Annotated in this window: 16 protein-coding genes; 12 read left to right on the top strand and 4 right to left on the bottom strand. The window is 43.4% G+C overall.

The genetic code is table 11. From position 1 onward, the window contains the following. The first annotated feature begins 24 nt into the window (after positions 1-24). The 6 genes from ACT3TH_RS04815 (at position 25) to ACT3TH_RS04790 (ending at position 6,531) form a co-directional block, all read left to right on the top strand. Entirely contained in the window at positions 25-552 is a 528-nt protein-coding gene (locus tag ACT3TH_RS04815) for a disulfide bond formation protein B (protein ID WP_444754725.1), read from the top strand. A gap of 500 nt (positions 553-1,052) precedes the next feature. Continuing rightward, positions 1,053-1,697, top strand: a complete 645-nt coding sequence (locus ACT3TH_RS04810) for a copper resistance protein NlpE N-terminal domain-containing protein (protein WP_444754724.1) — start codon at positions 1,053-1,055, stop codon at positions 1,695-1,697. Between the two features lie 477 nt (positions 1,698-2,174). Further along, positions 2,175-3,659, top strand: a complete 1,485-nt coding sequence (mpl, locus tag ACT3TH_RS04805) for a UDP-N-acetylmuramate:L-alanyl-gamma-D-glutamyl-meso-diaminopimelate ligase (protein WP_444754723.1) — start codon at positions 2,175-2,177, stop codon at positions 3,657-3,659. Positions 3,660-4,147: 488 nt separating this feature from the next. Further along, the gene (locus ACT3TH_RS04800) at positions 4,148-4,402 is read left to right on the top strand and encodes a GlsB/YeaQ/YmgE family stress response membrane protein (protein ID WP_444754722.1); all 255 of its coding nucleotides are present in this window, start codon (positions 4,148-4,150) and stop codon (positions 4,400-4,402) included. Between the two features lie 247 nt (positions 4,403-4,649). Then, positions 4,650-5,204, top strand: coding sequence for a peptide deformylase (gene def / locus ACT3TH_RS04795; RefSeq protein ID WP_444754721.1), 555 nt, complete (start codon positions 4,650-4,652; stop codon positions 5,202-5,204). A gap of 151 nt (positions 5,205-5,355) precedes the next feature. After that, the gene (locus tag ACT3TH_RS04790) at positions 5,356-6,531 is read left to right on the top strand and encodes a type III PLP-dependent enzyme (RefSeq protein ID WP_444755110.1); all 1,176 of its coding nucleotides are present in this window, start codon (positions 5,356-5,358) and stop codon (positions 6,529-6,531) included. A gap of 91 nt (positions 6,532-6,622) precedes the next feature. Here ACT3TH_RS04790 and ACT3TH_RS04785 read toward each other — a convergent pair whose 3' ends face one another. From ACT3TH_RS04785 to dnaJ, 3 genes are all read right to left on the bottom strand, one after another. Next, entirely contained in the window at positions 6,623-7,537 is a 915-nt protein-coding gene (locus tag ACT3TH_RS04785; RefSeq protein ID WP_444754720.1) for a hypothetical protein, read from the bottom strand. Positions 7,538-7,623: 86 nt separating this feature from the next. Beyond that, positions 7,624-8,454, bottom strand: a complete 831-nt coding sequence (gene dapB, locus ACT3TH_RS04780) for a 4-hydroxy-tetrahydrodipicolinate reductase (protein WP_444754719.1) — start codon at positions 8,452-8,454, stop codon at positions 7,624-7,626. Between the two features lie 466 nt (positions 8,455-8,920). Next, positions 8,921-10,054 carry a molecular chaperone DnaJ gene (gene dnaJ, locus ACT3TH_RS04775; protein ID WP_444754718.1) on the bottom strand — a complete coding sequence of 378 codons (1,134 nt, stop codon included), beginning with the start codon at positions 10,052-10,054 and terminating at the stop codon, positions 8,921-8,923. 433 nt (positions 10,055-10,487) lie between these two features. Here dnaJ and ACT3TH_RS04770 point away from each other — a divergent pair, with 433 nt between their 5' ends. After that, complete coding sequence (locus ACT3TH_RS04770; RefSeq protein ID WP_444754717.1) at positions 10,488-11,138, top strand: DUF2939 domain-containing protein; 651 nt, start codon at positions 10,488-10,490, stop codon at positions 11,136-11,138. Between the two features lie 378 nt (positions 11,139-11,516). On the opposite strand, the gene ACT3TH_RS04765 is transcribed toward ACT3TH_RS04770, so the two are convergent. After that, positions 11,517-12,221 (bottom strand): pseudouridine synthase, encoded by a 705-nt coding sequence (locus ACT3TH_RS04765; RefSeq protein ID WP_444754716.1) that lies wholly within the window; start codon positions 12,219-12,221, stop codon positions 11,517-11,519. Positions 12,222-12,417: 196 nt separating this feature from the next. Between ACT3TH_RS04765 and ACT3TH_RS04760 the strand changes: the two genes are divergently transcribed. The 5 genes from ACT3TH_RS04760 to ACT3TH_RS04740 form a co-directional block, all read left to right on the top strand. Continuing rightward, the gene (locus tag ACT3TH_RS04760; RefSeq protein WP_444754715.1) at positions 12,418-13,011 is read left to right on the top strand and encodes a YigZ family protein; all 594 of its coding nucleotides are present in this window, start codon (positions 12,418-12,420) and stop codon (positions 13,009-13,011) included. Positions 13,012-13,325: 314 nt separating this feature from the next. Beyond that, the gene (locus tag ACT3TH_RS04755) at positions 13,326-14,408 is read left to right on the top strand and encodes a YheT family hydrolase (protein WP_444754714.1); all 1,083 of its coding nucleotides are present in this window, start codon (positions 13,326-13,328) and stop codon (positions 14,406-14,408) included. 123 nt (positions 14,409-14,531) lie between these two features. Beyond that, on the top strand, positions 14,532-15,542 hold the full coding sequence (locus ACT3TH_RS04750) for a YheT family hydrolase (RefSeq protein ID WP_444754713.1): 1,011 nt from the start codon (positions 14,532-14,534) through the stop codon (positions 15,540-15,542). A 51-nt stretch (positions 15,543-15,593) separates the two neighbouring features. Then, positions 15,594-16,136, top strand: a complete 543-nt coding sequence (locus ACT3TH_RS04745) for an acyl-CoA thioesterase (RefSeq protein ID WP_444754712.1) — start codon at positions 15,594-15,596, stop codon at positions 16,134-16,136. A 167-nt stretch (positions 16,137-16,303) separates the two neighbouring features. After that, on the top strand, positions 16,304-16,768 hold a 465-nt coding region (locus tag ACT3TH_RS04740; RefSeq protein WP_444754711.1), incomplete at its 3' end, for a hypothetical protein.

The raw sequence follows: 16,768 nt of genomic DNA, 5'->3' as shown, positions 1-16,768 counted from the left end.
TAACTGTATAAGAGTAACCATTCGATGCAAAAGCTAACTACTTACCGCAATCTGCAAGTATTTTTAGTGATAATGTCCGTAATAGGTATGAGCTTTGCGCTGCTTTTTTTACAGCGTCATTTAGGCCTTACGCCTTGCCCGCTCTGCATTTTTCAGCGTATTGGTCTTATGATCATGGGTGGTTTTGCTTTGATATCGGCACTATTCAATCCCAAACCTATGGCGGTTAGATTGTTATTGTGGTTGGGTAGTTTGGCAGGTATCGGCTGGGCAACGGTGGTGGCAGCTCGTCATGTTTGGCTACAGCACTTGCCAGCTGACCAAGTGCCGTCATGTGGTCCGGGTTTGGACTATTGGATAGATACCCTACCTATTTTACAAGTATTTAGAGAAGTGTTTGCAGGCTCTGGTGAATGTGCCACGGTTGATTGGACATTTATGGGACTGAGCATCCCTGAGCAATCGTTAATTTTGTTTAGTGTGTTATTAATAGTTCATGTATTGATACTATGGCGCATCTTGCGACCCACTGGACATACCCGCCTTGCTTAAAAGTAGGTTCAAGCTTACGTTTTTACCCTTGTCACTCTTCGTCTAAGCAGACCTAGGTATTTTATTATTTACCATTGTTTAGGCGAAGCCAACTGTTAAGTACCCCTGATAACCTTTATTAGTCACGGCTGTGACTGATTAAACGGCACTCTTTATCTCTTATATTGTTTTAGCATAACAAAAAGTCCACAGAAATATATGTAACCTTTGATATCTTGACACGATTAATTCAATCTTTTAATTGTAGATATGATTAAGATGTTTATTATATTTTAATGAGCTGTCAGTTATTGACGATATATTTGCCCCTAATTAATCCGGTCAAATTTAATATCTTTCATTGTTTAAAATACTCAGATTATCTATCACTCTTTTTTTGATAACAAAATCAGTTGCCTTTAGGGCTGATAACTTTTAGAACATTGTTTGACTAGAAACACTTTAACAAAAGACATTGTTTGATAAGAAATACTGTTTGATAAATTGCTTTTGAGGTGACCATGATACATTTTGCGCCTACTTACTCTACCATGCTGACGGTTGCCAAAAGCTTTGGCTGCTCTTTACTCGTGCTGCCGTTTTGTGCAGTACTTATCGGTTGTGATAGTGCTTCCTCCAACGACAATAAAGATATGACCACTAAAGTTGCTCTCACCGATACTCTAGAAAACTCTGACTCACAAAACCTTGCGCAGAACTTGCAAAGCGATAGCAGTCTTCAGTCAAATGATAGTGAGCTTGGCTCTGTAGAGGGACTATCACTCATAGCAGCCACTCGAGCCAGTAGTGATACATACAGTAGTCAATCATCGATGGGTGCAGAGGCACGCAGTAGCAGTAGCACCTTGCAAGCCACATTGATGGGGGATTATGGCGGCATAGTGCCCTGTGTTTCTTGTGGCAGTATCGATGTTACCCTGAATTTGTTTGCGGATGGTTCGGTATCAAAAACCAGTATTTATAACAATCCTGAAAGCCCGCGTGCACCGTTACTTGAATCTGGCATTTATCGTCAAGACAACGATACCATCACGATTGTCTATGAAGAAAAGAAGATTGAGACGTATCACATTCAAGACAATCATCTTATTTTAATGGACGAAGAAAAAAATCCTAATAATGACTATATCTTGTCACGTAAATAGCAAACTATGATAGTAAGATGTATGAATAGCAAAACTGACAAACAGCAAAGCGGATTAATAAGCAAAATAATTATTATCGAATACACAGTCAAACTGAACCGTTACACCGATCTTATCTATAGCTAAATTTCATTTTATAAAAATTATGAATCAACCAGCTTTTGAATATGCTGTTTTTTGAATATGATGGATAATAAAGTTTGATACATAGTGCTTTTAATCAACCAAATTAATACGCTGTCCAACGCCTACTTGTTAGGCGTTTTTTATTGGTTATCTCACAGTGTTTACTTTACAATAAGTGCGTATTTACTGCGCTGGTATCTTGGCAACGGTTTGCTCTAGTTGCGATAAGATATGGTCGGTATTAATGATATTTGGGCAGAGTGCACTCATAATAGATAGCCTTTAAAACGTGGCTCATGTTGTGGTTACTCTACAATTTTTTCTCTTCATCTAAGCTTGTATGGAACGTCTATGCATATTCATATTCTTGGTATTTGTGGTACTTTTATGGGTTCGCTGGCGCTGCTTGCGCGTGCACTTGGACATACAGTCACTGGTTCAGACGCCAACGTGTACCCTCCTATGTCCACCCAACTTGAGAATGCGGGCGTCACCATCGAAGCAGGTTATCTGGTCGAACACTTGCAACCAGCGCCAGATTTGGTCGTCGTCGGTAATGCCATGAAGCGCGGCATGGATGTCATTGAATACATGCTGGACACTGGTCTACGTTATACTTCAGGCCCGCAGTTTTTATCTGAGCAAGTGCTACAATCGCGCCATGTGATAGCCGTTGCTGGTACGCACGGTAAAACGACAACGACAACGATGCTGGCTTGGATACTGCACTATGCGGGTATTGATGCAGGATTTTTGATTGGCGGTGTGCCACTCGTTGATACTACAGATGAGCGCCTCCAACAAGTCTTCGCGCATAGCAGTTATTTGGGCGCAGAGAAAAGCGGCGAGGATCAATCACAAACAGGTTATTTTGTCATTGAAGCGGATGAATACGACTCTGCGTTTTTTGATAAGCGTTCAAAGTTCGTTCATTACCGTCCGCGTACGGCTATTTTAAATAACCTTGAGTTCGATCATGCAGATATCTTTGTTGATCTCAATGCCATTCAGATCCAGTTTCATCACATGGTGCGCATGATACCAAGCACGGGCAAAATCATCATGCCAGCGTCTACCATCAGTTTAGAGGATACATTAGCAAAAGGCGTTTGGACGCCAATTTGGCGTACGGCGGTTCTAGATGCTACAACCACTAGTATCACGACAGAAGACAGCGCTTTGAAGGACAGCAGTGATTGGCAAGCTGAACTTATCAGTAAAGACGGTGGTCAGTTCAAAATTGTGTTCGCTGACAAAAATGAGGCGGGGCTAGTCGATTGGTCGATGAGCGGTATCCATAATGTCAATAATGCCTTGGTTGCGGTGGCTGCAGCTTATGATGTTGGGGTCAGTGTTTCAACTGCTTGTGCGGCGCTATCGGCTTTTGCTGGTATCAAGCGTCGAATGGAGCTTATTGGTGATGCTCAGGACATTTTGATATTTGATGATTTTGCCCATCATCCGACGGCTATTTCTACGACATTAGATGGTGCCAAAAAGAAGCTGGCCAATCGCCGTATTTGGGCGATCATTGAACCTCGCAGCAACACTATGAAGATGGGTATTCATCAAGACAGCTTGGCTGAGTCTGCTGCCCTCGCCGACTATACGCTATGGTATGAGCCTACTGGTTTAGAATGGGGACTAAAAGAAGTCATCGAACAAGCCAATGCCAAAAACTCTGACATCGGCAACCAACAAGTACTCACGAGTATCGATGCGATTATTGATCATATCACTGTACATGCTCAGGCAGGCGATGCGATTGTGATTATGTCTAACGGCAGCTTTGAAGGCATTCATCAGCGTCTATTGACGACATTACGTCATCGTTAGTAGAAAGCAGGTAAAAACAAGGGATTTAAAATCCTTTACGTGTAAAGCATGATAAATCGATTCATTTAAAAAAAGCGCGACTCTACTGGACTAAGTTTTACAAAGCATCTATCACGCTTGCAAGCAGCCAGTGAGGAAAAGTTATACCAGTAGAACATCCTGATCGTATGTACCACTTTTACCGTGGATTGACCATAACAAATCTAGAGCGTCGCTTCGTCATAAACGAGCGACGCTTTTTTATAACCAAGATTTTATGTCTGATTTTGAGCAATTACGATCTCTTATTTTGAACGCTGTTAGCGAGTTTGCTACCTTTGTAACCTTTCATTTACTTATCCTCCCTGCATCTTAGCAAATCCCTGTTTTTTCTCACATACCTCATACACAGGTAACATTTCCCGCTTACCTTTATTTTTGTTCAGTCCCTACAATGTAGCTATCAAAATTGATAAACATTATAAATGACTATAAATTAGGAGAATAACATGAGCTTTATTTGGATGATTATCGTAGGTTTGGTCGCAGGTCTATTGGCACGTGCTATTAAGCCAGGTAGCGACCCTATGGGTTGGATAATGACGATTATTTTGGGTATCGTAGGTGCTATGCTTGGTGGCTTCCTCGCTGGTCTCATCGGTATCGACGCTGACGGCGGATTTACTGGCCTTATCTTCTCAGTGATTGGTGCTATTATCCTATTATTCTTGTATGAGATGATTGTGAGCAAACGTCGCGTATAATTTATATCACATAAGATATAAAACAACGTGCAAACTGATAAAGCATCAGTAAATCAGAACCATGAAGTTTAGCGTAAAGAAGCCTTGCAGATAGCAGGGCTTTTTTTGTGCCATCAAAAATACTAATCACTGTTTTTTAAAACTCTAAAAAGGGATATAAGCGGGAAAGTATTGATAAGCATTACTTTTGCCCCCATTTATCTTATAATACCAACCCTAATTTATCCTTATCATTGAGGTGAGCGTTATGGCATTACTCCCTATTTTGAATTATCCAGACCCGCGCTTGCGCACCATTGCAAAGCCTGTCAAGGAAGTGACTGCTGAAATCAAAACCTTAATCGCTGATATGATTGAGACCATGTATGATGCACAAGGTATTGGTCTGGCTGCCAGTCAAGTGGATCATCATATTCAACTCATCGTCATGGACTTGTCTGAAGACAAAAATAGCCCCAGAGTCTTTATCAATCCAAAAGTGACCCCGTTGGTTGAAGAAAAGCAACCGTACGAAGAAGGATGCTTGTCAGTACCTGACGTCTATGACAAAGTTGAGCGTCCTAATAAGGTACGTATCGAAGCATTAGACGAGAATGGCGAAAAAATCGACGAAGAAGTAGAAGGCCTATTGGCAGTATGTATCCAACATGAAATGGATCATTTGAATGGGGTAATATTCGTCGATTACTTGTCCCGCTTAAAACAAACGCGTGCGCGTGACAAAGTGCGTAAAGTCATCAAAATACGCGAAAAGCAAGGCGAAGTATCAGCAGATAAGCAGCCACAACCGACCAATTCTTAATATATTTACCTGATAGATAAATTATTACGTAAGCACAATGTTTATTGCTTTATGACGCACTATGGTAATGATGTGACGATAAAATAGTGATGTGATGCAAGCTCTTATTCTTTAACATACATTTTCTTCATTAAAGGTTCCTACCATGACTATGATCAAAATTGACCAATATTTTGACTCTGCCAGCTGGCAAAAATTCACTAAAGCCGCTGAAGGCCGCGAAACACCACTGTTGGTAGTGGACCTTAGTCGTATCAAAACGAAATATCATGAAATGGTAGGATTTTTCCCAAATGCTAAAATCCATTATGCGATGAAAGCCAGTCCTGCTGTTGAAGTGATTGATCTACTTGCAAATCTTGGCTCAAACTTTGATTGTGCGTCAATTTATGAATTAGATAGAGTGCTTGATTGCGGTGTGGATGCATCACGCATCTCTTATGGCAATACCATCAAGAAAGCCGAGCATGTCAAATATGCGTTTGAGAAAGGCGTTGACTTATATGCGACCGATTCAGAAGCAGATTTAAAAAACATTGCCGAGCACGCGCCCGGTTCAAAAATATTTGTGCGTATCTTGGTACAAGGGTCAGAGACTGCTGAATGGCCATTGTCTCGCAAATTTGGTTGCCATCCTGATATGGCAATTGAGCTGTTGATTCAAGCCCGCGCGTTGGGCCTAGTGCCCTATGGTATCTCGTTCCACGTCGGCAGTCAGCAAAAAGACGTCGCTGCTTGGGATGATGCATTGGCAAAGGTCAAATACATGTTTGACTGGATGAAAAATGAAGAAAACATCAAGCTACAAATGATCAATCTGGGTGGCGGTTTTCCAGCCAACTATATCAGTGAAGTGAACCCAATCAAGGTATACGCTGAAGAGATCAATCGTTATTTGACGGATGATTATAATGCCGAAGACATGCCTGAAATTATCCTTGAGCCAGGCCGTTCATTGGTTGGCGGTTCAGGCGTATTGGTCAGTGACGTGGTCTTGATTTCTCGCAAATCAAACACGGATTTGACACGCTGGGTATACACTGATGTCGGTTTGTTCCAAGGTTTAATCGAGACACTGGGTGAATCCATTAAATATCCTGTTTATACACCAAAGATGGAGACGTCAACCAGCGAAGGCACAGTAGTATTGGCAGGCCCGACCTGTGATTCAACCGATATCATGTATGAAGAAGCAGGTTATCAGTTGCCAGCAGAGCTAGAAATTGGCGATAAAATCTTTTGGCTAACCACTGGCGCTTATACCAACTCTTATTCGTCAGTTGAATTCAACGGCTTCCCACCCCTAGAAGTGACCTATATTGACTAATAGTTAAGAAACAAGCATTCGTTAAAAAGCGCGGCACTGTGATTCACAGGGCCGCGCTTTTTTGTGTGCGTTTGACTATATTAATTACTGGCTACTGCACCAATAGAGAAATAGGCACGCTATTATAATTGTTAGTTACCCCATAACTGCTACCACTTGTACGTTGGTTTTGGCTGCCTTGAGAGATTTGACCGATATTCACCCATTGTCCCCGTGGCACAATAAGCGTGCTATTCAAACTTTGACCTTGAATGCGGTTGTTACTGACGCTTTGTCGATTGTAGGATGAGTTGGAACGTATCAGTGTTTCTTCAACTTGCGATAATTTTACTTCAACTTGACCATTCGGCAGTAGCTTTGGTGTCACGCTAATACCTTTTGTCGTGGGTAGCAACACCTGCTGTTGAATGATGATTTGTCCTGGTGAGCGAGGATACGTTGACACCGTGGGATAATAGTTTTGGGTCAATGACCATAATGTACCCGTCCCAATGCTTGCTGCACTGCCAGACAAGGTTTGTACTTGATACAGACTATTGCTTTGCTGATGGCTGTTCTGCTGATTAATACTCGCGGCTCCACGAATGCCGCGATTGGTAATCACGACTTGACCTTGCTGATTATTATTTTGAGTGCTGCTGTCATTACCAACACGCACACTGACCGTTAGCGCTTGCGGCTGACGATCAATTTGTGTCAATAACTGCTGCACCGCTTGATAGTTGGCAGGCGTCGTTCGTAGTATCAGCTTATCTTGGTAGGTTGCAACCGTACCGCTATGACGGCTTGCGTTTAACTGCTGACGTACCGCTGGTAGTAAGGCATCGCCGCCATACGTATGAATGACATAGGTTTGAAAACGGTTCTGATTGGTCGCGGTATGTGCGGTTAAAGGGATAAGCGCTATACTAAGCACAATCGCAGTTTTATGTATGCAATCCGCACTTTTGATAGTCGCAAGTAGGTTGCTAAGCCTCATTGTCAGCTTGACTCTTAACTTATCCACATCTGCCTCCCAACCACCATAGAACCCTCATCAGGCTATATATAGTCCGTTCAAAATAAAAGCGCTACGCTAATAGTGATGGACGATTAGTCGTTTAAACCCAACACATCTTGCATATTGTATTGCCCTACTTTTTGCTCAATTACCCAAGTCGACGCACGTACTGCCCCTGCCGCAAACGTCATCCGCGCTCGTGCTCGGTGGGTAATCTCCACCACTTCGCCATCCGCGATGAACATCACCGTATGATCGCCAATGATTTCGCCACCGCGAATGGCATGGATGCCAATAGTCCCCGCTTCGCGCTCGCCTGTTTGGCCTTCGCGACCATAGACGGCAACGTCTTTTAGATTCTGTCCGCGTGCTTCTGCGATGGCTTCCGCCATCATATACGCCGTACCGGAGGGTGCATCGATTTTGTGCTTATGATGCGCTTCGATGACTTCTACATCGGCGTCTGTCCCAAAGGCTTTGGCAGCCATTTCCAATAATTTTAATGACAGATTGACCCCAGTGGAATAATTACCTGCGTATACGATAGCAATTTGCTCACTTGCTTTTGCCAGTACTTGCTCTTGTTGCTCGTTAAACCCTGTGGTGCCAATGACCATAGCCACGTTGTGCTCAGCACAGAGTTGTAGATTTTGTTCTGTAGCGTCTGGCAAACTAAAATCAATCAGTACATCAATGTCATCGACCACTGACTTTAGATCATCGACGATCTGTACGTTTAAGTGTCCGATAGCGGCCACTTCGCCTGCATCTGCGCCGACGAGGCTAGACCCTTGACGCTCAATTGCCGCTTTCAAAGTGGTTTGCGGATTGTCATTGACGGCTTCAATGAGCATACGTCCCATGCGACCACCAGCACCAATAACCCCAACATTGATAACTTTTTTACTTACCTGTTGACTCATATTTTTGTCCTAAGTACTTTGTACAGTCGATACCAAATAAAATGGATACACGATATGATAACGCAAGACTGGCACAAATTTTTCCTGCTTGCTGTGCCTTCGCAGACAGAAGCTACAAAAAATTCATCCCAGTCTCGCTGACTCTTTTTTATGTTGATCTGACTATAGTTGATATAGTTATTTTTGAATATCATTTAGCGTAATTTTAGCAAATATAGTCGGTGAAAAGTAATATCGATACAACACATACTGCTGGTGCAAATTTTTCTTGCTTGCTGTGCCTTCGCAGACAGAGGCTGCAAAAAATTTACACCAGCAATACTGTAGCGACTTTAAGGTATTTCAACTATATCTGCCTATGAATGGTTTTTATTCAGCCAATAAAAAGCCCAAAAGTTTCATGTGAAACCTTTGGGCTAGAATGATAAATAGGCTTTTATTACCGCTTACTCTTAATCAGCTATGCTTAATCAAATAAATCGCCAATCTTTTTAAAGAAAGATTTTTTGTGCGGCGACTGCTGATGTTTGCTGTCGCCATCTAAAGTATCTTGGAACTGACGTAACAAGTCTTTTTGCTCGCGAGTCAGGTTCACTGGCGTCTCGATGACGACACGGCAGATCAAATCGCCCTTCATGGTCGTACGCACTGGCGTCACGCCTTTACCGCGTACACGCAGTAATTTGCCACTTTGCGTGCCTTCTGCCACCTTGATTTTTACTTTGCCATCTAAGGTTGGGATTTCGACTTCTTTACCAAGCGCCGCATCAGTGATACTAACTGGCACATCCATATAAAGGTCAGCACCTTGGCGAGTAAAGACGTTATGTGCTTGAACGCGTACTTCAACATACAAATCGCCGTTTTGGACACCAGCACCGCCCGCTTCACCTTCGCCTGCTAGGCGGACGCGATCACCATCGTCTACACCGGCTGGGATAGATACTTCAAGCGTACGTGACTTGTCTTTGACGCCATTACCATGGCAGTCAGGACAAGGGTTTTTGATTTGTTTGCCCGTGCCGCCGCACTGTGGACAAGCTTGCTGTACGGCAAAGAACCCTTGCTGCATACGCACTTGGCCTTGACCGTGACACATCTGACAAGTCACAACATCGGAGGCGTCTTTTGCGCCCTTACCGTCACAAGTGTCACAAGGTGCAGGTGCAGTAAAGCTGATTTCTTTTTTGCAGCCGCGCACGGCCTCTTCTAACGTCAGCTCAATCACATAACGCAAGTCTGAACCACGGCGCGAACGTCCACCACCGCCGCGCGATTGACCAAAGATATCACCAAAGTTACCAAAGATATCACCGAAGATATCTTGGAAGTTGCCGCTACCAGCACCGCCAAAGCCGCCACCGCCCATACCATTTTCAAAGGCAGAGTGACCCATACGGTCATACGCTGAACGCTTTTCTTCGTCGCTTAGTACTTCATAAGCCATCGACGCTTCTTTAAATTTTTCATCAGAATCAGGATCATCAGAGTTGCGGTCTGGATGGTACTTCATCGCAAGCTTGCGGTAAGCTCGCTTAATCTCTTTGCTATCAGCGGTCTTACTGACACCTAACACTTCATAAAAATCGCGCTTACTCATGGGCTCTCCTATCGTCTCTACAGTCCACCGGCCAGTCGATTCATGACTCCCACTCACCTCTTTTCCAGACTTGACCTGCCATTATCTATATAGGTTTCACATGAAACATAATGGATAACAAGAAGCATGAGAAGAGAATGGTATGAATCTTACAAGCGAATACGGCAGGGTGCTGCTTAGCCAAATCAGTTATTAAAAGTTTGCGCTATTTATGGAGATGCCATAGTGATTTATCAAGCGCTTGGCTCAGGAAAGTATGCGTCGAGACGATTTGACCAACCCAACAAGGTTTTATTAAGGAATACACAAAGGTTTTCATACCTTAATCAGCGTGAGCCATGCTAGTATTTATCGTCACTTTTGCTGTGATTTAAGTGGTGTGAATCAGCACCCTATTTGAAGCCATTAATTTTGTGAAAAGGTATCTGTTTTTATGAAAAAGCTGATTGTGTTATTGATCATCATTGCCATAGCTGTCTATGCAGGCTCGCCTTATTACAGCGCTTATCAGCTTAAAAATGCTTATGAGGACAAAGATGGAGCGGCTATTGCAGCGGCTATTGACTACGAACAAGTGCGCCCCAGTATTCAAAACCAATTGACCACTCAATTTACGGCAACGATGGCCAAATACCCACTGGTCGCTGAGCTTGGCGGTGAGCCATTAACTCAGGCTGCCAATAGTTTTATCACGCAGGCAGTGGATGGTGCGATTACGCCACAGAATATTGAAAAAGTCATCGACACGCAAGGCCAAGCCAATACCGCCACTAAAGAGCTGGCGGCGGCATGGGCGATTGCTAGCAATCAAGTAGACTTAAAAAATCTGATTCAAAGTTTGATCATTCAGCGCGGTGATGTAAATGCCGTGGTGCAAAGTCAGATGCAGCAAATCATGAAAAAACAAGCCGCTGAACTCGAACAACAGGCTGCGCAAGGAACTGATAGCGACAAACCAACATTGAGCTATTGCGGTATTAACTGTTTTACTATCAGCGGTCAGGTGAAAGGTTATCCCCTCACCATAGAGATGCAGCGTGACGGCTTAATTAATTGGAAAATCGTGGATATCATTTTGCCTTAAGCCATATGAAGTACAGTCAGTCATAAATGACATAAGGTCAGGCATTATCGTCGGCTACTAAGACAAATTTTACTTGATTGCTGTGCCATTGCCGACAGAGGCTGCGTAAAATTCATTCCAGTAACATGATGTTTATCGAATAATGTATCAATTATCTATAAAAAAAGCAGCACACTGTTTAGTGGCTGCTTTTTTTAGATAGTCAGTTCAAAATAAAATCGATACATAAATAGCGATGTGCTACTAGGTAAATTTTTCTCGCTTGCTGTTCGCAAGCGTGACAGATGCTGCAAAAAACTTACCTCAGTAGCACTGTATCGGTTTTAGAATAACTTGGCTATATAAGTTAAATGAAAATCTCAACGTTACTACGTAAGTTTAAAACTTGGCAACTTCTTCTGGCGTTAAGAAGCGACTGTCGCCTTTTTCTAGACCTTCTAAATTGATATGACCAATGCTGGCACGATGCAGCTCAGTCACTCGATTACCAAAGTAACCCATCATACGTTTGACTTGATGATACTTGCCTTGCTCTAGCGTCAAACGGGCGTGCGTCTCATCAATGAACTCAAGAATCGCAGGCTTAGTTGGCTCATGATCGCCTTCTAATAAAATCCCTTCGGCAACTTTTCTCACCGCTTTTTCTTGGGCATCGCTGTCCATCGACTCGGCCAAGGTCAACTCATAGACTTTTGCATGTTCATGCTTGGGACTGGTGACACGGTGCAGCCAGCCGCCGTCATCACTCATGAGTAGCGCGCCTGTGGTATCGACATCGAGTCGCCCAGCAATACGCAAGCTGCCAAGCTCTGGTACAGCAATCAGCTCAGTGACGATTGGGTATTCTTTGGCTTTTAAGGTACATTCAAACCCTTCAGGCTTGTGCAGTAAGATATAGCGATTGCCAGTAGCGACCGACATCGGCTCGCCTGCCCACATCACCTCATCATTGACGATATCGACATGTAAACCTGGATCTTTAACCACTTGATCGTTTACCGTTACCTCGCCTGCGTGCATAATCCTTTTTGACTCTTTACGCGACAGCTCAGTGGCTTTACTAATAAATTTATCTAGACGCATATTCTTGACCACCATTCGTTTTATGATACCGACTCTACCTTCAAAGTAAGCGGCGCAAGCACACACTTATGCCTTGTTCGCGACCTCAGATGGTAAGAAGTGGTACTATAATAAAAATTAATTGAACACTGCGCCAAATACGGCGGACAGTGAAAGTTAGACAAGTTTACCATATCCAACCTAGACCTGATGAAATATGAGTTATCAAACGCTAAAACAGGCGGTCAACGCGCGCTTAACAATCAAAAAATCTGAGTTTATTGCTTATGCTTATCCAGTGACTTCACGTGAAGAAGCAATGTTTCACGTGGAACAATTACGTGAGAAATATGCAGATGCGCGCCATCATTGTTGGGCTTATATTATTGGCGATCCCAATAACACCACCAGTGCAGGATTTGACGATGATGGCGAGCCAAATGGGACGGCGGGCAGACCGATATTAAATGTCTTGCAGCACAAATCCATCGGCAACGTCATCATCATTGTGGTGCGTTATTTTGGCGGTATTAAACTGGGTGCTGGCGGTTTGACACGCGCTTATGCAGGATCAGCGCAAGCGACTGTTGATATGATGACGCTTAGAGACTATGTGCCAATGACACAAGTACAGATACTAGCTGAGTTTGCTACCGAAGCTCAATGTCGCTATGTGGTCGAGAGTCTGAACGGGCGTATTGATGACGTTACTTATAGCAAGCAAGTGACCTTGACCGTGACGCTTGCTGAAGCGGACATTGAGCCGTTAAAAGAACGTCTTGCGATGGATGGGCGGGTGTTAAATCCGTAATATAGGCAGTTCAAAAGAAAATCGATACGTTACTAGCAACGTACGACTGGTATAAACCATCCTTGCTTGCTGTTAACACAGAGGCGGCGAAAAATTCAGCCCAGTCGTCCTGTCACACTTTGAAAGTGGATCGATTATAACGTCATTCACTGCCATCTATTGATTTACCACAGTTTGGATAATTGATTCTGAGTAGTCATTTCTGAGTAACTGTTTCTAAGCAATTAAGCATTTACTGAAAACCATTGGTTTTGCCAACCGCTGGCGCTATGATAGTGTATTGCTTTTTAACCTTCATAAAATAAGAACGCTCTATGTCACAGTCAACACCAGCCACGCCTTTTTCTCCAATGCCTTTTAAACCACCATTTTGGTTGACCAACCCTCACCTGCAAAGCATCTTACCCAAGTTTTTTGCACCCAAAACGCCGACTTATCGCCGTGTGGTCGAAAAAGATTCTTTGGATGAAAGCGACATTGCCTACGATTTTTATGATGCGCATCCTGTAGAGGCAGCGACAGATGGTGACCTTGAACAAACGCCATTGATCGTTTTGTTTCATGGGATGGAAGGCAGCAGTGACAGTCACTATGCGCGGGCATTGGCTTATCAGATGCATGCTCAAGGCTGGCATTTTGTTGTTGCGCACTTCCGTAGCTGTGGCGGCATTCCTGCCAGTGGTACCGTTTTTTATAACGCGGGTGATACCGATGAGGTACATCATGCGCTACAAAACTTACGTCAGCAGTATGCCAACATCTATGCAGTCGGCGTCTCTTTAGGGGGCAATGCGCTGGCCAAGTACATGGGCGAATATGCGGATAAGGCTCTGTGCGATGGGGCAGTGGTTATCTCTGCGCCAGTCGATATGTCCTCAGCGGCGCTTAGTATGCACAGCTTTTTGAGTCATCGTATCTATACGCCCTATTTGCTCAACCCGATTATCAAAAAAGCCTTAGCCAATGACATTACTCAAGATGAGATCGACTCGATCAAATCGGTCAATCGTATCAGTGACTTCGATGATATCTTTACCGCGCCGCGTCACGGCTATCGATCTAACAATCACTACTATCAAGCCTCATCAGCCCTGCCCTATTTGATCAAAGTGACCAAGCCTTTATTACTCATTAGTGCCAAGGACGATCCGTTTATTGGTTTTACCGCCACGCCAAATGATGTCTCTGACAGTGTCACCATTCTCGATACGGCGCACGGCGGGCACATTGGTTATTTGCGTTACCGCTCTCACAATCAAGCCGAAGATAAGGCTCATGATCAAGCATCGACTGTCTATAATAAAAAAGGTAAAAAATCAAAATTTGATATCAACTGGATACCTGAAACCGTCAGTGCCTATTTTAATTGGGTTGGGGTCGAATCCCGTAAAAAATAGGCGTAAGAGGGCTTTTTAACTATTCATTTTGAGTAACCAAACGTTCACTGAAAAGCGTTGGTTTTGGCAATGGCTGACGCTATGATAAGACATTGCTTTTTAACAATTAAATAAGACTCTCTTATGTCAAACGCCAAGTCCTTTACCCCCGCGCCTTTTAAACCGCCATTTTGGCTAGCCAATCCGCATCTCCAAACGATCTTACCCAGATTCGTTGCGGCTAAAGCGCCTGAGTATCGCCGCGAACTGCTCAAAGACTCACTCGATGAGAGCGAGATTGCTTATGATTTTTATGATACTGATGAGATGCGTCAGGGCGATGATAAATACCAAAAGCCGCTGGTCGTGTTGTTCCACGGTATGGAAGGCAGTAGCAACAGTCACTATGCGCGGACGCTTGCGCATGCGGTACATAGCAACGGCTGGCATTTCGTGGTGGTACATTTTCGCAGTTGCGGTGGCGTCCCTGTGAAGGGGCGAGTGTTTTATCAAGCAGGCGACACCATCGAGCTTGAGCATGCGTTGCAGTATTTAAATGAAAAGTATCAAACGATATATAGCATCGGTGTGTCTTTGGGCGGCAATGCCTTGGCAAAATACATGAGCGAGTATGGTGATGACGCACGTTGCCTTGCAGCGGTCATTGCCTCGGCTCCAGTCGATTTAATCTCAGCCTCACAAGCGATGGAACGCTTTTTGGGTCGCCGTATTTATACGCCCTATTTGCTCAATCCTATTGTCAAAAAAGCCATTCAAAACAACCTGACCGAAGATGAAATCAAAGCCATTAAAGCCACCAATCGTATCAGTGAATTTGATGATATCTTCACCGCCCCGCGTCACGGTTTTCGCTCCAAAAACGATTATTACTATCAAGCCTCTGCTTTACCGCACTTGATTCATATTACTAGGCCCACCTTGATCATCAGCGCCAAAGACGATCCATTCTTGGGAGCGACGGCCACACGTGGCGATGTGTCTGAGCATGTGACTTTAATCGATACCGAGTACGGCGGTCATATTGGGTTTTTAAATTACCGTAATCGTAAGTTTGATTTGAACTGGTTGCCTAATATGGCGATGCGATTTTTTGTAGAAGCCACTGATGATGCACTTGAGGTCAAATCCGCCTAACTTGTCAGCAGCCATCTATTGCTTTTTGCCATCTTTTATCAGAGTCCAACTATGTATCCATTTATCCGTTACGCTGCTACCATTGCGCATGCAGCTCTCAAAGTAAAAAAGGGCGACACCTTAACGCTCAAAGAGACAAGCGAGATCACATTTCGTTGCCGCTTATCAGACATCGATAACTTCTTAGAGATGAATAATGGTCGCGTGTTTACGCTCTATGATTTGGGACGTATGGACTTTACGGTACGTACGAGACTTGGCAAGCAGTTGTTAAAACAGCGTTGGGGACTGGTCATCGCTGGCAGTACCATTCAATATCGCAAGCGGATTCGCGCGTTTGATAAGGTCACGCTAAAGACCAAAATTGTCGCTATTGATGCGCGCTGGATGTATATCGAACAGTCGATGTGGGTCAAGGGCAAGCCCTGCTCATCTGCCATATTGCGTAGTGGCGTTACCAAAGGCGGCAGAGTCATTGAGATATCAAAAGTACTTGCGGCGTTGGGTCAGTCTAACTGGGAGCTACCACCAACGGGGTTTGTGGCAAAATGGATTGAGAGCGATGCTGAGCGTCCGTGGCCGCCTTTGGGGTAAGATTAAGTTGTTCTAGGGTTAGATGAATGGTTGGTTTTTTTAATTGTCTTTTTGAGGATTTGAGAAACCGACTTTTTTATTCCATGCGAAGCAATACAAACTTAAATATATAAACTTTAGTATGCTAATATTATATTAACTTATATGCTTCAATAAGCGTGAATTTTATGACTAATAGAAATAGTGAATATGAAAGCTTCTTGAATGAGTGGCAAGAGTTAGTAAATAAAATTTGCGATATATCTATAGTAGATACTGATAGTGAATCAACTGATCCTACACAAGATTTTGCCCGATTGTTGAAAGTTATTACCTATATGGATGAAACTATAAAAAGTATTGATAGTGAACTTGTTCCTTTAACCCTATGGAGTGAATGTAAAAATCATTGTATAAGCTGCAAATCAAGTGTAGAGGAAGCTATCAACAACCAAACTGAAGCGACTGTTCTAACAGCTAATAACTCAGTAGATATATTACTTTCTAAACTTGCTCCCTACTTTCAAGATTCTTTAGCTAAAATTAAAGCGATGAAGCCTGCTTTTAATGAATATACTAAATATATCACAAATCAGCTCGAGGCTTATAAAGAGAAAAATAATGATTTAGTAAAGCACCTTAAAGGAAAGGTA

The organism is Psychrobacter sp. AOP22-C1-C5 (genome assembly GCF_052378885.1).
Taxonomy (GTDB): Bacteria; Pseudomonadota; Gammaproteobacteria; order Pseudomonadales; family Moraxellaceae; genus Psychrobacter.
The sequence above is the reverse complement of the archived record's forward strand: the minus strand, read 5'-3'. Positions and strand labels throughout refer to the sequence as shown.

What these genes read in the sequence shown, in the direction of transcription:
- ACT3TH_RS04815 (WP_444754725.1), top strand. Translation starts at nt 25, where the DNA reads ATGCAAAAGCTAACTACTTACCGCAATCTGCAAGTATTTTTAGTGATA.
- ACT3TH_RS04810 (WP_444754724.1), top strand. Translation starts at nt 1,053, where the DNA reads ATGATACATTTTGCGCCTACTTACTCTACCATGCTGACGGTTGCCAAA.
- mpl (WP_444754723.1), top strand. Translation starts at nt 2,175, where the DNA reads ATGCATATTCATATTCTTGGTATTTGTGGTACTTTTATGGGTTCGCTG.
- ACT3TH_RS04800 (WP_444754722.1), top strand. Translation starts at nt 4,148, where the DNA reads ATGAGCTTTATTTGGATGATTATCGTAGGTTTGGTCGCAGGTCTATTG.
- def (WP_444754721.1), top strand. Translation starts at nt 4,650, where the DNA reads ATGGCATTACTCCCTATTTTGAATTATCCAGACCCGCGCTTGCGCACC.
- ACT3TH_RS04790 (WP_444755110.1), top strand. Translation starts at nt 5,356, where the DNA reads ATGATCAAAATTGACCAATATTTTGACTCTGCCAGCTGGCAAAAATTC.
- dapB (WP_444754719.1), bottom strand. Translation starts at nt 8,454, where the DNA reads ATGAGTCAACAGGTAAGTAAAAAAGTTATCAATGTTGGGGTTATTGGT.
- dnaJ (WP_444754718.1), bottom strand. Translation starts at nt 10,054, where the DNA reads ATGAGTAAGCGCGATTTTTATGAAGTGTTAGGTGTCAGTAAGACCGCT.
- ACT3TH_RS04770 (WP_444754717.1), top strand. Translation starts at nt 10,488, where the DNA reads ATGAAAAAGCTGATTGTGTTATTGATCATCATTGCCATAGCTGTCTAT.
- ACT3TH_RS04765 (WP_444754716.1), bottom strand. Translation starts at nt 12,221, where the DNA reads ATGCGTCTAGATAAATTTATTAGTAAAGCCACTGAGCTGTCGCGTAAA.
- ACT3TH_RS04760 (WP_444754715.1), top strand. Translation starts at nt 12,418, where the DNA reads ATGAGTTATCAAACGCTAAAACAGGCGGTCAACGCGCGCTTAACAATC.
- ACT3TH_RS04755 (WP_444754714.1), top strand. Translation starts at nt 13,326, where the DNA reads ATGTCACAGTCAACACCAGCCACGCCTTTTTCTCCAATGCCTTTTAAA.
- ACT3TH_RS04750 (WP_444754713.1), top strand. Translation starts at nt 14,532, where the DNA reads ATGTCAAACGCCAAGTCCTTTACCCCCGCGCCTTTTAAACCGCCATTT.
- ACT3TH_RS04745 (WP_444754712.1), top strand. Translation starts at nt 15,594, where the DNA reads ATGTATCCATTTATCCGTTACGCTGCTACCATTGCGCATGCAGCTCTC.